General features: G+C 45.5%; 7 protein-coding genes and 2 pseudogenes. 5 read left to right on the forward strand and 4 right to left on the reverse strand.

Features of this window, described 5'->3' with window-relative positions; translation table 11 throughout:
- Window positions 1-66: 66 nt before the first annotated feature.
- Entirely contained in the window at window positions 67-1,443 is a 1,377-nt protein-coding gene (locus ACOV1R_RS14175; protein ID WP_236039376.1) for a DUF285 domain-containing protein, read from the reverse strand.
- 1,012 nt (window positions 1,444-2,455) lie between these two features.
- On the opposite strand from ACOV1R_RS14175, the gene ACOV1R_RS14180 reads away from it, so the two are divergent.
- Together ACOV1R_RS14180 and lepA are read left to right on the forward strand one after the other, a co-directional pair.
- On the forward strand, window positions 2,456-3,118 hold the full coding sequence (locus ACOV1R_RS14180) for a TetR/AcrR family transcriptional regulator (protein WP_015380951.1): 663 nt from the start codon (window positions 2,456-2,458) through the stop codon (window positions 3,116-3,118).
- Window positions 3,115-4,902, forward strand: coding sequence for a translation elongation factor 4 (lepA, locus tag ACOV1R_RS14185; protein ID WP_016511881.1), 1,788 nt, complete (start codon window positions 3,115-3,117; stop codon window positions 4,900-4,902). The genes ACOV1R_RS14180 and lepA overlap by 4 nt, the downstream gene beginning before the upstream one ends.
- Before the next feature lie 533 nt (window positions 4,903-5,435).
- On the opposite strand, the gene ACOV1R_RS14190 is transcribed toward lepA, so the two are convergent.
- The 3 genes from ACOV1R_RS14190 to ACOV1R_RS14200 form a co-directional block, all read right to left on the reverse strand.
- The gene (locus ACOV1R_RS14190; protein WP_015640981.1) at window positions 5,436-7,037 is read right to left on the reverse strand and encodes a cation:proton antiporter; all 1,602 of its coding nucleotides are present in this window, start codon (window positions 7,035-7,037) and stop codon (window positions 5,436-5,438) included.
- A 301-nt stretch (window positions 7,038-7,338) separates the two neighbouring features.
- Window positions 7,339-8,163: an NAD(+) diphosphatase gene (gene nudC, locus ACOV1R_RS14195; protein WP_128484955.1), complete on the reverse strand. Its 825-nt coding sequence runs from the start codon at window positions 8,161-8,163 to the stop codon at window positions 7,339-7,341.
- A gap of 154 nt (window positions 8,164-8,317) precedes the next feature.
- Window positions 8,318-9,226, reverse strand: coding sequence for a LysR family transcriptional regulator (locus tag ACOV1R_RS14200; RefSeq protein WP_003645360.1), 909 nt, complete (start codon window positions 9,224-9,226; stop codon window positions 8,318-8,320).
- Between the two features lie 170 nt (window positions 9,227-9,396).
- On the opposite strand from ACOV1R_RS14200, the gene ACOV1R_RS14205 reads away from it, so the two are divergent.
- From ACOV1R_RS14205 to ACOV1R_RS14215, 3 genes and pseudogenes are all read left to right on the forward strand, one after another.
- Window positions 9,397-10,878 carry an FAD-dependent oxidoreductase gene (locus ACOV1R_RS14205; RefSeq protein ID WP_027822626.1) on the forward strand — a complete coding sequence of 494 codons (1,482 nt, stop codon included), beginning with the start codon at window positions 9,397-9,399 and terminating at the stop codon, window positions 10,876-10,878.
- Between the two features lie 455 nt (window positions 10,879-11,333).
- Window positions 11,334-14,234: pseudogene (locus ACOV1R_RS14210) on the forward strand (MucBP domain-containing protein); the annotation flags it as partial.
- A gap of 110 nt (window positions 14,235-14,344) precedes the next feature.
- Window positions 14,345-15,073 (forward strand): annotated as a pseudogene (locus tag ACOV1R_RS14215) (MucBP domain-containing protein); the annotation flags it as partial.
- Between the last annotated feature and the right edge of the window lie 172 nt (window positions 15,074-15,245).

Raw genomic sequence — 15,245 nt, forward strand, 5'->3', positions numbered from 1 at the left:
TAATCAACGACCATTAAAAATACATCATCAACAGACTGCCATTGAAAGATTCCGGGCTTGTTCGGATTAAACTTGTAATTTGCCACCATTAAAAAAATTCCCGTAACTGGCGGTAGCAGATTGAAGATCCCAGCTACGAAGATTGAGAGTTGTTAATGATGAGCAACCGCCAAACGTCCAAAAACAATTTGTAACTTTACTAGTATCCCAAGTATCAACCAGCAAACTAGTCAACCCAGAACAGTTATAAAAGGTGGAATAAAGAGTTGTTACAGAACCAGTATCCCATTTTTCAAGATTTAAAGTCGTTAAAGAACTGCAGCCTCCAAATAAAAATGACATATCCATAACCTTACTAGTATCCCAAGTACCAACATCCAGCGTTACTACTTTAGAACAGTTTTGAAATATACTCCCCAGTGAAGTTACTTGGGAAGTGATCCATCCAGAAACGTCTAGTTGGATGATATTTTTACAATCATAAAACATTCGAAACATGCTAGTTACCTTCGCTGTATCCCAACCACTAACATTAAGTTCAGTTACCAAAGAACAGTCCATAAAAGTAGCAGACATATCGGTTACTCGTGCCGTATCCCAACCACTTACGTTTATTATCTTTACTGAAGAACAATTATAAAATGTATCCGATAGTGTTGTCACATTAACCGTATTCCAGCGACTAACATCTAACTCAGGCAGTGAAGAACAGCCAAAAAATGTACTGTCTAAATTAGTTACTTGTGTTACATCCCAGTTACTCACATCAAGCATAGTGAGTTTTCCACACATATAAAATGTTCTCTTAAAACTCTTTACGTGACTGACATCCCAGTTCGTAGTATTTACTTTGGTTAACACGCTACACCCTTCAAACATTGATTCCATAGTAGTCACTGTTGAAAAATCGGTCTGTCCAAAATCGACTGAAGTTAACTTGCTATCACGATAAAACATAGACTCGGTACTAGTTACACCACTCATCGAAAGCTTATTTAAACCTGTGACTATTGCTACGTTAGCGAGGCTAGCAAACAAGAATCCATAATTCGAAGCCGTTGTGACCGTAATTTCATCCGTAATCTTTATATTCGTAATCAATGAAGCATAATCATACCAAGGCGAACGTTTACCAGTTAAATCAGCAAAGCTACCACCACTAAGCGTTAACACCCCTGCGTCGTCAATGGTCCATGCTACCGTCCCAACAGTTCCAGATTCCACTGCCGTGTCTGCCGTCTCAGTGGTATCATTACCCGTCGTGGTACTAGTCGCCGACGTACTGTCAGAGCTACTCGTATCAGACGTGTCTGTTGTACTCGTCACATCCGCACTCACGGCCATCACATTGGTATCAGTAACTTTGCTAATTGCGCTGCTACTCATCGTCGAAGAACTACTAGTGTCCGGCGCGGCCAGCGCCAATAACGGTGGTATTGCCATATTCAATGGCGCACTACTTCCTAAAATAATACTGATAATTACCATTAATACTTTACATATTCGCCGCACCCGACCATCTCCTTTTAATCAGCAATTCTATGTGACAGCGTAATCTTTTAACTTCAGTCATTGATAGCGCTCACATTTATAGTTACCCTAACTAGCAATCAATAACAGTCCCAGTAGTAGAACACCTAATGCAACTAGTAACCATTGGCACACTTGCTCACTAGTCGGTGGTAACCGGCCTTGCCAACGATTAGCCTGCACGGTAGTTACAATATAACGCAGGCTATTTTGGACTTCTGATCCGTACTGGCGTCTTTTTGCACCGTTTCTTAATCATTATCGCCCTTTATTAGAGACTAACGGCTCAGCCGTTAACCTTTCATCCACAGTTTGATTATAAAAATAAATTTAATATCGCGCTGATACCCTTATTATCAACAATAGATAACAGACAGTATTGTTTCCCCTGTTTACCGTATAATTATAACATTATTATTTTATAATGGTTAAAAATTTTAACATATTTATTGCATTTATCCACCCCTGTTAATCCAGAAGGCTTACGTGACAGTTAGACCGAATAAACCGGATGGACACCATTAATATTCGGCCTGATTATCACTTTCCAAAATATCCGCAAACTACACATAGCGCTTTTAATCACCCAACCTGCCTAGTTATCTAATCATTGCCAGTTGTAATGATAAATCCCACTAAATAATGCAGCTCTGCTCTCCCTTTAACTCCGAACTTATTCCAATAGAAACTATAATTAATACCATATATTTAATAATCAAATATTAACAGGAACGACCTTTTGTTAGTTTATGACCAAAGAAGACTCGTTCATGACGCTCTTATTGGAAGACTATCAGCGGTACTTTACACAACTCAAGACCGACTTAACCCAGCACTCACCACTTCAATCTTGACCCGTGGTTATTTTTGGCGTATTCTGGTTCAAAGATAACCACCGGTCATTTTTAAATTAGGAGGATCCGACATGGCTAATATCTATACGCCCAGTCAAAAAGCAGCCAAGCGTCAAGCCATCATGACGGCTGCCATTAATTTATTTGCCCATAGGAGCTATCCCGAAATCACCATGCAGCAAATTGCGGAAGCCGTCGGTAGCTCTAAGGGGGCGACTTTTCGCTATTTCACGACCAAAGAAGACTTGTTCATGACGATTTTATTGGAAGACTATCAACAATACTTTACCCAACTCACGACCGACTTAGCCCAGCAACCACCACTATCAGCTGACGACTTTATCGCGTGGATGACCACCCAAACTCGCCAATTAATTGAAGAACATAGCGTTCTGATTCGATTGAATGCCATTCGTGGGCCAATCCTAGAAGGCAAAGCTAACATGCAGGAAACCATCACACAACGTGAGGCCCTGTATCGCGCCAGTCAACGCTTAGGACAACAACTCGTTATCCAAACAGACCACTTATTAGACCAGTCCCAATTTAGCCACCTGTTCATTATTCAAAGTGGCATTATCAGTGGGCTCATGAATATGGCGGCTTTGACCAGCTTTAATCATCATAAATTATCCGTTGATTATCCCGACTTCGAAATTCGACTCATACCGGAGGCCCAACAACAAATTCGTTACTACTTGACCCAATATTTGAAGGAGTTTTCGCACAAATGAAACAATCCCATATCCGTAACTTCGCCATCATCGCCCACATTGATCATGGTAAATCAACGTTGGCGGATCAAATCATGGCGCTGACCCAGACCGTCAGTGCGCGTGAACAACACGCCCAATTATTAGACAATATGACCGTTGAACAGGCTCATGGTGTGACTGTCAAAGCACGCACAGTTCGGAATTACTATCAGGCCGATGATGGTCAAGAATATGAATATAACTTAATCGACACCCCTGGTCACGTTGATTTCAATTACGAAGTGGCTAAAAGCTTGGCTGCTACCGAGGGCGCCATCCTATTAGTAGACGCCACTCAGGGCGTTCAAGCGCAGACCATTGCCAATTACCGAATTGCTAAACAACGTCAATTAACCTTGATACCAGTTCTCAATAAAGTTGATCTGCCCTCTGCGGATATTGACGCTGCGTTGGCCCAATTGCGCGACCTCGACTCAGCTTTCACACCCGAGCAAGTCTTGCAAATTTCCGCTAAAACCGGGCAAGGCGTGCCGGCCGTCTTGGAAGCCATCAAGCAGCGGTTGCCAGCTCCCCAAGGCGACTTACACCAGCCACTGAAAGCTTTAGTCTTTGATTCGTTGTATGACCCATACCAAGGTGTCATTGCTTATGTCCGACTGATTGATGGTCAGCTCAAATCGCAACAATCACTGCGCTTAATGCAAGGACAACAGGATTTTAACGGCAAGGCCATTGGTGTCTTCGCGCCTCAAATGCACCCCCAAGAATCGCTAAGCGCTGGTGACGTCGGTTACGTGGTCACTGGTATTAAAGATCCACGAAAAGTCCGTGTTGGTGATACGCTGACGTCCGTCGCCACCCCCACGCAGTGGCCGCTAGCCGGCTACCAACCAGCCAAATCAATGGTCTTCGCGGGCTTATATCCCAAGAATAATGACTATCCCGCGCTTAAGGAGGCCGTTCAGAAATTGAACTTGAACGACCCGTCATTTACCTATGTTGAAGAACGATCCGAGGCGCTTGGCGTTGACTTCCGTTGCGGATTTCTAGGGACCTTTCACCTCCAAATCATTCGTGAACGACTCCACGATGAGTACGGGGTCGACGTGCTAACAACGGCTCCCAATGTGACTTACCACGTTACACTCACCAATGGTCAGCAAATGATCGTCAATAATCCCGTTCAGTTTCCGGCATTCAGTCTCATTAAAGAAGTGACTGAACCCTTTATGAAAGCCGAGATCACGATGCCTGCTGACAATCTAAATGCCGTCTTAAAGCTTGCGGAACAGCATAAAGGGACCTTGATCGACTTGGCAAACAGCGGGGACTTGATTGTTGCAAGTCTCAAGATACCCTTGTCAGAAATCGCCTACCACTTTTTCTCAGAACTAAAATCAGTCTCACATGGCTTTGCGAGTTTAAGCACCGCCTTTATGGCTAATGAAGTCAGTGATCTAGTCAAAGTTGAAGTTGATATCAACTATGCGCCCGTAGATGCGTTGACCTTCATCGTCCATCGTGAAGACGCCCCCAACATGACGCAGCAATTGGTCGCCAATCTGAAGACGACGGTTCCACGGCAACTATATCCCACACCCGTCCAAGCACGTGTTGAAGGTAAGGTTATCGCCCGCGTCGATGTCCCACCATTGCGTAAAAATGCAGCGGTGAACGGCGAACAACACAGTACTTCCAAAAAAGCGGCCCTACTACGGCGGCAAAGCGCTAATAAACGCCGCGCGTCCAAAAATACGATTAAGCTGCCACAAAGTGTTTTTAATGCAATTTTAAGCCTTTAATCAAGTTAGACCATCCGTTGATCTCTGGGTTTCAATCAATCGGGTGAAACTAGCCCTTGCAATGCAGCCAATCAGACGTTGGTTTTCACGTTTAAACAACCCAGCATTAATTTTTAATAAATCTAATTTAATCAGTCAAAACAATTAACTCACGTTTTGGCTGGTTTTATTATGGCACTCGCCGGCGAGTCATTGTTTTGACTGCCATCCTAATGACCATATTTGACATCATGCACCATATCAGTCCCGGATGAATCAAGTGGTGGCATTGCCGAACTTTCCAAACAACTAATCACACCCGCTTGCAATATCACCATCAAGTTCTGGCAATCAACAAAAATTCCCCCCTATTGATTTAAACACTGACAGCCAACTTAATATTTATTACCAACTATTTAATTGCAGGTTTCTAGTCAGTCTTAAAAAGGCACCCCAATACTTATTCACAGTGAATAAGTATTGGGGTGCCTTTACATTTGAGACGATCACCAATCAATATTTCGACTTGCCACACCAATCTTGGATTATCCCGCTTACTTCACACCATACTCCAGAACAACCATCTCAGCCATCGTAATTTCATGATACAAGCGGTTAAACAAGTCTTCGCTAATGGCATGTGTCGCATCGTATTGTCGCTGCAAATAATCGCGTTCCGTTTGAAATACTTGTCGATAAATAACCATTAGTTCACGCATTTCATCAGCAGTATATTCAGGATGTTGGACCATCCGACGCCATTCCGAAATAAACTGTCGAACTGTCGTGTGTCCATTCTGTGAACGTAGGTCAAACGTCACCGCAGCTTTAAATTCTTGTGAAATCGGCATTTGCCACAAATCATAAACTCCAGCTTCAATCATCTGTTCTCTAATCACCGCCATTTTGGCCGCACCATCCGTATCAGTCTTAATTTTCGGCAATAGCCAGCGAAAAACAATCGTTGGTACTAATAAGCTCAAAATAATCAATAAGCTTTCAGACATCAAGACTAAATTGAAATCAGTCGTTTTAACTTGAGTTTCCGCAACGGTAAAGGCCAACGCAAACGTCACAGCACCATGAATGCCCCCCAAAGCAAATACCCACGCTTCTCGATTAGAGACATGATGAATAAGTCGAACGTAACCATAACGTGCCAACAGATTGGCCACGTATAAAATAACACCAATTACAATCCAGATCAGTGATCCATTATAAGAGACGGAATGATCCAACGCGGTCCGCAATAACATAATTCCCAATACAATAAAGACCACACTATTTAAAATATCGCTCAATAGGCCAATTAATTGATAAATATCACTGGCGAGCTGAGGATTGGCTAATGCACTCCGCTCCCCTTCAGCATTATGAACTAATCCCGCAAATACAACAGCAATGATACCGGAAACACCAAGTGCTTCAGCACCAAAGTACAACACAAATGGTGTCATTAAATAAATCACTTTTAACGGAGTACCATTATTATACGTGTTATTAATAAAATTAAGTTTAGAGCGCAACATTAATTGTCGAATATAAACAATTAAGCCGCTTACAAGGCCACCAAAAGCAATCCCTCCACCAGCTGCATAGACGAAATCCCATAAGGTCTGCGAATAATTAATATAACCGTTAACATACCACAGAATAGCCATGTTTAGCAGAATGATTCCCGAAGCATCATTAAACAATGATTCTAATTTCAAACTAGTCTGTTCACGCTGCGGTAGCACCCGGCCCATCGTCACCGACTCAGTAGCCGTTGCGTCAGTTGGTGTACTGATAGCAGCCAAGATAAAGGCTAATGGTAGTCCAACACCCGCTAGCAGGCTAGTGCCGAGTCCAGCCATGACTGCACATAAAATCACCATGCCAACTGTAAGACTCACAATTTCTCGTACGTGACGACCAACTAAATTCAGCCGCGTATTCTGGCCTTCAAAATATAATAATGGTGCTACAATCAGTCCAATAAAAATATCTGAATTGAACTTTTCGATAAGGCCATTTAAGAACGGGATAACCGCAATCCCCGCCCCAATAAACATGCTCACATAGTTGACCGATAGTCGTGGGAGCCAACGACGGTTAATTACAATACTAACCATTGCCGCAACCACTAACACACCAGTCGAAATAAGTAGTGCCATTCTGCTTCACCCTTTTTTAATTAATATAACTAATATTGATTATTATCAGTTTAGCCCATCTTGTAAAGTAACCACACTTTATGACACTAGCATTAATTGACTTCAAGCTATGGTCTCATAGCCGACTAAATAACTGCTTGTATCGCTACTACCATCATTTTAAATAATGATCGTTTGTAGGAAAGCCGCCTTAAACTCGACCATCACATCAAAATAGCGTACCAAGAATTTAGCTTTCAATTCTCAGTACGCTATCTTATTAAAAACTTCCGTTCAATTTTCGGTATAATGTAGCATAATTCTACTTTTCCTGATGATGCCGAAATGCTTCAATCATCGTCCACGTCAAGCTCGTGTTCGTATCATTATGAGGAATTTGATCACGCTGGAACCATTGGGCCTTCGATAATTCGTCCGTCTCTAGCTCAATTGCCACGTTCTCATTAAGGTCCGCAAAATAGCCGGCCAGTAAGGAGTGCGATGGCGCCCACGGTTGGCTACCAAAGTAGCGAATATTATGGACTTCAAGACCGACTTCTTCAAAGACTTCCCGGCGAACGGTATCTTCAAAGGCCTCACCAATTTCGGTATAACCTGAAATCAGTGAAAAATGATTGTAGCCGGATAAAAACTTGGTCATCAAAATTTTATCACCATTCGTCACGCCAACAATAATCGCAGGCATAATCGTCGGATAAATCGTCTGACCACACGCTGCACACACCAGTGACCGTTCCGTAGCGCCTGGATGTAATGGTTGGCCGCAATGCCCGCAGAACCGCTTCGTATCATACCACCAAGCCAAATGGGCAGCCGTCGCACTACTGAAAGCCAACCAGGCCGGTGTTAGGTCTCGGAACCCTTGAGTGGTGCCAACGGTATAGTTATCATTCGCAACCGCATCAACATCGACCCAGAAAAAGGCCGCCTGATCGACAGCCAGCAAATACTGATACTGGTCAGGGCTAAACGCGTAATCCGCATCGATATCTTCGTACTTGGGCAAGGTTCCATTCATTAAAAGCACCTGTTGTTGACGACCAATTAAGATATAATCGCCCGACCGGGGTGCCCGCTGCTGATCATTCTGATTTTTTAAAACGTGTGGTTGAATATCTTGAAACATGTTGGGCCCACTTTCCTGTATAAATTCATTAGTTTGAGAACAATGGTTTTATTATAACGGAGTCACTGAATTTTTACAGGCCTGCAATCTCAGCCGGTCCTTTTACTTAAGCAAGCTCACCGTATCAGTACTTTCTCACTGTGAGGTTAATCTTCTACTCGTCAGATTTCGCGTTCGCCTTTAACCGCTGTACCAATTTGGCTATCAACGGCCGGGACCGGTTTGATTTTAATAACGCCACGATGTCATAGCCTTGTTGCGCAGCATCCGTAATCGGCAAATACGCGACTTGTTCATCATGCTCAGTTGGCACTAACCCCGCAGGATAGAATGCCAAAGCTTGGTTCAACGCAACCAACAAGTGCATCTGTTCTGCACTCGGCACTCGCCGAATCTGCTCATAGTTTTGGATAAATGGGTCACTAGCCAAAAAACTTTCTAATAAAAATGTCGAGCTTTCTGGGCTGTAATATAAAATGGGCAAAGTCGCCAACGCACTCGGTGGCAATTGTGACAATCGACTCAGTGGATTTAGCCGGCTCACCCCAATCACCATTTGATTATGATAAATTGGGACAGCGGTTAACTGTGATTCTGGAGTAACGGCGGGACGGCCATAATTAATCGATAGTGCTAAATCAAGTGAACCATCAGCTACTTGCTGCGCCAGATGCTCGTTACTCCCTTGCCGAACAACGAGTTGCAGCTCCGAATGCTGTTGCTTTAAATCGTATAAGGCCGGTAATAGGAGCCGCTGCTCAAAGGCTGAGAAATAACCGACTCGTAAGATTTGATCAGTAGGAACATTAAATTGACGTAACTCCGTCAAGGCCGTCATATAGTTGTTCACAATATCCTGAGCAGATGCCCAAAATAACCGCCCCTGAGGAGTCAATTGAATTCTGTTCTGTCCACGGTCAAATAACGTCACTTTCAATTCATTTTCTAACTGGGTCATTTGCTTTGATACCGTCCGCTGTGAACGGTATTCACGGGCAGCCACTTGCTGAAAACTACCATACTGAACAACTTTTAAGAACGTCTGTAACCGGTCAAGATCCATTTTTTCAACTCCATCCGCACGATTGATTCGCCTGCCGAACCAAATTGTCTGTTTGCTAACCACCATACCCCCGTTATGATGAGGGTGTGATAGCGGTTACTTCATTATAGTAATGGTGAATTTAGCCGTCAAATGCTCATTAGATAACAAATCATTTTGGAGGAATTGACATGACGTTAGCAAAACATGATTCATACGATATTGTCGTCGTTGGTACCGGAGCAGCAGGAACAGCGGCATCCCTAAAAGCCGCACAACACGGCGCGTCCGTGTTATTACTCGAAAAAGGACGCCATACTGGCGGTAGCAGCAATTATACTGAGGGTCTCTTTGCCATCGACTCATACTTACAAAAGGCCCAAAACATCAACGTTTCCGCCACTGACGTTTTAAAAGAAGAAGTCGACTATTCTAAATATCGCGCTGATTCTCGAATCTGGCGCCGTTACTTGGACGATAGCGCCAACACGGTGCAATGGCTTAAAGATCAAGGTGTCGAATACGAAGGCGTACAAGCAATGGGTGCCGGCGAAGCCACGTGGCATATTTATAAAGGAATGGGCCAAGCCGTCTTACATGACGCTTTACAACCACAAGCACAAAAGCTGGGGGTCGAACTACTGACTTCCACGACCGCCACCACGCTACATCAAGCCACTGACGGTGCAATTACCGGTGTAACGATTCAAAGTGCCGCCACTAATGAGACCCAAGTCATCAATACGGCCGCAGTCATTCTTGCTACCGGTGGTTACCTCAATAATCCCGACATGATGAAGAAACTGACCCACTATGACACGCACCGCTTAATTCCAGTTAGTTCAGGTAAAGGAACTGGCGACGGTCTTCGGCTAGCGTGGCAAGCCGGTGCACAACAATATGGCACGGGAATGGCGATGCTCTTTGGCGGTTATCTCAAAGATCCGAGCGAACCTTCCTTTAAGTACATGGCCTCCCAGATGGAAACAGCGGCCGGTCAGCAACCGTTGCTCTGGCTAAACGAACATGGGGAACGATTTGTCGATGAAGCTGTCGTTTATAACTTCTCATACGCCGGCAACGCGCTCTACACCCAAAACCAAGTATTCAGCATTCTCGACCAAGGTGTGATCAACAAAATGGCTCAGGACGGGAACTTCATGGGCTTAGGTGTTTACGTTCGGCGGGGCGAAAAAATGACGAAACTCCAGGCTGAAATCGATGCAGCCGTGGCCGCCAATAAACCATTTATTTTTAAAGCCGATACGATTGAAGCACTGGCGACCAAAATGCACCTACCTGTTGATCAAGTCACCCACTCCATTCAAACTTACAACCAATATTGTGATAATGGTCAAGACGATGATTTCGGCAAGAATCCTGAATATCTCGTTAAAGTTTCGCAAGGTCCATTTTACGGCTTTGAACTCAATGTTGGTGCCTTTTGTACCATGGGCGGTCTCAAAGTAACCACTAATAATGAAGTTTTAGACACTACTGGTCAGCCGATCACCGGTCTATACGCTGCTGGCAGCGACGCCGCTGGACTAACTGGTGATACGTATGGTCCTAACATGCCTGGAACCTGTGTTGGCTACGCCTTCTACTCTGGACGCAATTCCGGTCGGCACGCAGCGCAATACACGCACCAGCAGTCAATCGTTAGTCATTAATCCCTTATTTATAAACCTAAAACGACCTTCCCGGAAGTTATCTGGAAAGGTCGTTTTAGGCTGTCTTCACATTGACACGCTGATGGGCAGTTTAGTGACTACCAATTTCGCCGCAACCTCGCAAGTTAATCGGTAGCTCTGGCTTGAGCGCCATTCTTAGGCAAGTTTACCAACTTGCCTTTGCGAACCACCAAACTTTAAAAAAACAAGCATTTCAGCGCTAAAAGCGTGCACTTCTTAATGTCCATCCGTTCTAACTCAGCTCAACATCGGCGTTAAGTACCGTCAAATAACGGTTTGTTTCATGATTTTGAAAAGCACCGGCATCCAGCCATTCACAACTAAGTGACAAGACGTCCACCAAACTGGCTAGACCCGCCAAAATAATGGTGCTACACTTTAACTAATTTAGTGTGCTTATGACTAAATCAATCATCAAAAGGAGTATGATTATTTTGAACAAGCGAAAAATTATCACTAATAACCCACCAAAGTGGCACTTAATTACTGGGATTGCGGCCACGATTTTGGCCAGCATTATTTTGACCAATCAAGACGCCTTTGCGGCCACTGATTCGACAACAGCACCCACCACCACTGCGCCGACTGTCCAGCAAACAGCGCCGACTAACCCGCTATCCGGCAGTCAAGTTACCTTAACATCGACAACTGGTAGTAGCGCAACTGGCAGTACTACAACCAGTAGTCCTGTAGCAACTAGTACCGCAGCAATGCCCGTGAAATCAACGGCTACTAGTGGCTCATTGATGTCAGCAATGGCCAGCTCTTCAGCGACAAGTGGTCACGCCGCCGAACCTAGTTCAAGTGTGACCGAGGCAGCAAGCACCAATAACCTGATCCCAACTTCGGCGGCCATGGCCAGCTCTGCGACCACTAAGTATCCAACAGACACAACTGCAACGCCTAATGCTAGTTCCAGTCCAACTAGTGCTGAAAGTAGTACACCCAACAAGGCTATGAGTACAAGCCAGCAAACTGACAGTTCTAGTGTAATTCATTCAACGACCCCTGCTAGCTCTACAAGTATGCCCGTACCAACTTCAGTCGGCAGCATGACAACCGCCAAGACGGCTAGTGCCGCTGCGCCAGACGTCACTAATAGTACGGCAGCTAACAGCACGGCTCCTACTAGTGTGACGACAACTGATAGTGCTGCCGAGTCAATGCCGCTTTCGACTTCCAGTGAGACTAGCTCAGAAAAATCAGCCGCAGCAAGCACTACAAGTACAAGCCAGATATCTGACGGTTCAGAGGTTATTCATCCAATGACGAGTGCTATTTCGAGCAGCTCGTCTGCGCCCACTAGTGGTGCTAAGATGGCAGCTAGTGCGGCAAGCGCCGCCTCGGCTAGCGTGATAACCAGCGCCGTCAATAGTATCGCTGCCAGCACGTATTCCGCCGACGCTAGTGCTGCTAGTGTCGAAAGCGCCGCAACACCTGACACTTCGCATGCGACTGTTCCCGCTAGCACCGCGACTTCGGCAGCGACTACTTTTCAAATTACCAGTGTTATTAATAGCTTAGCTTCCAGTACCTATTCCGAATATGCCGAACAAGCTAACGCAGAAGCTGCTTCAGCGGCAACGACAGCTGAAAAGCCCGCGACTAGTGTTGGTACAGTCGTGCCGACCGCAGCGACGACGCCAATTGAATCTATTGATACTTGGATGCCGAACAAGCACCTTCAAGAAGCCGTTTTACGCGAGTTACAAGCTTTGAAACTCCCCGACCATCAGTTTAAATCTGTTAACGATATTACTAAAGATGATATGCAATTATTAACCCAATTCTATGGAGAAAACACTTATATTGATGGTCACACACCATACTCCTTGGAAGGGCTGCAATATGCGACGAACCTGAAAACCATTTGGCTCAATAACGGTCTCAACGCACTTGGCGGCTATTATAACGGCGACGTGACTGATATTTCACCATTGGCTGGTCTGACCAAATTAACTGTGCTGAATATTCAGCATAACCGTGTCAGTGATTTATCGCCGATTGCGCATTTGACAAACCTACAAGAATTGGACGTCGCTTACAACCATATTGCTGATTTGTCAGTCTTTAAAGACTTACCGAACCTCAAGACAACTACTTGTCTTGGGCAGACAATTCTAGAACCGCTCGTTTATGTCGATCAAGACACGACCAGTGCAACCTTAAAGAACCGCTTCTATTTACCAAACGGGCAGCAGGCTGTCCTTAAATCGCAAGCCGCCATTTTGAAACCAGTTCAACTAACTCCTAACGGCCAATTCTACTACCGGTTCTACTTCAACGGCGCGGGAAAAGCCGTGAATGGTGACCTGAGTAACGTGGTACCCGACGGTCAAGGTGGGTTGACATTCAATCAGTTAGTACCACAGATTCCAGGCTTCACTGGTGATGCCAACGGTCAGTTCGTCACTAACGGCGTCAGCATCAACGTTGTCCCAAATGATAAAAACTTTTATTTGGTTGCTCAAGGCTCAGATGGCAGTTCACCGGTGTTCCATGTCTTTCAGCCTTATGTATTAGCAGCCAAAGCGGCCCCAGTAACCATTCACCATGTCGATCGTAACGGTGCCGCTCTGCGCGATTCGGAAGAATTGACCGGCCTCGTTGGTGAAGATTATCAAAGCACCCCGGCTGATATTACGAACTACACCCACGTCGAGACCCAAGGCGCCCCACAAGGTACTTTCAGTGCGGAACCGCAAGCGGTCACTTACGTTTATGATAAAACAGCTGGGGCCCCTGTGACGGTCAGCTATCAGGATGAACAAGGAAAGCCCTTGCAGCCAGACACGACTTGCAACGGTTTGGCAGGTGATCCATACACGACCAAGCCACTCGAAATCGCGGGCTACGATCTCACAAAAACACCTGACAACGCGGCCGGCACGTTTACAGCTGAACCGCAGCACGTTATCTACATTTATACAAAACAAGTCCCACAGCCGGTGACTGCCAGCTATCAAGACGAAGATGGTAAAACCTTACAACCTGATATCACCCACACTGGTGAAATCGGCGCAGCGTATGAGACTAAGGCGCTAGAGATTCCAGGCTACGACTTAGTTAAGACTACCGGCAACGCGACTGGTACCTTCACTAAGGAACCACAGCAAGTCACCTACATCTATACCAAGCAGATTCCACAGCCGGTGACTGCCAGCTATCAAGACGAAGATGGTAAAACCTTACAACCTGACATCACCCACACTGGTGAAATTGGCGCAACGTATGAGACTAAAGCGCTAGAGATTCCAGGCTATCAACTCATCAAGACACCAACTAACGCGACCGGTAGCTTTACCAAGGAACCGCAGCATGTCCTTTACGTCTATGAAAAACAAGCNCGTATGAGACTAAAGCGCTAGAGATTCCAGGCTATCAACTCATCAAGACACCAACTAACGCGACCGGTAGCTTTACCAAGGAACCGCAGCATGTCCTTTACGTCTATGAAAAACAAGCAGTACTGCCCGTCACCGTTAGTTATCAAGATGCGGATGGAAAGCCACTTCGCGCGGATATTGTTTTAAGTGGCGACTTTGGTCAAAATTATCAAACTGAACAGTTGTCAGTTCCAGGCTACGTCTTCAACAAAGTTGTCGGTCCAACGATTGGGACCTTTGGCACCACCGCTCAGCACGTCGTTTACACTTACACGCCGGAATCGAGTGAGCCTGAACAACCGACGCCGGGTCCGGGGCCAGCACCTGTGCCCGAACCACAGCCGACACCAGCACCTCAGCCTGAACCAACGCTGCAACCGAGTCCTACACCTCAACCGAGCCCGGCACCTCAACCAAACCCAGCGCCACAACCAAACCCGGCGCCGCAACCGAGCCCGGCACCTCAACCGAGCCCGGCGCCGCAGCCAAACCCGGCACCACAACCAGGGAGTTCATTGCTGGCAAAAGCGCCCGTGTCACAAGGCACTACGACTTCACAATCGTCGCCAACGACTAGTCCACAGCTAACACCGATTGCACCAGTCAGTGCCCTGGCTCAACCAGGAAAGCAACAAGCACCAGCAACGGCTGCTACGCACAATTCGGGTCAATTACCGCAAACCAGTGAGCAATCTGAACACGCCGCAACACTGGGTGGTATCTTGGCCGCTTTATTTACTGGATTAGGTTGGCTAGGACTGGCAGCTAAGTTCAAGAAACGGGAATAAGTCTAATTCGACACTGATTAAGATACCCAAACGGCCATCCATACGGTGGTCGTTTTTGTTAGCACTAATTACCACCATATAACGCCCCCATCTTTTCAAAACGACTTAATTCTACGGGCTATAAATAACTTAATTTGCCAGTGTATAACGTTTCAGATTAAGCTACCACTAA

The sequence above is a fragment of the Lactiplantibacillus sp. YT640 genome, from assembly GCF_049745435.1.
Classification (GTDB): Bacteria; Bacillota; Bacilli; order Lactobacillales; family Lactobacillaceae; genus Lactiplantibacillus; species Lactiplantibacillus plantarum.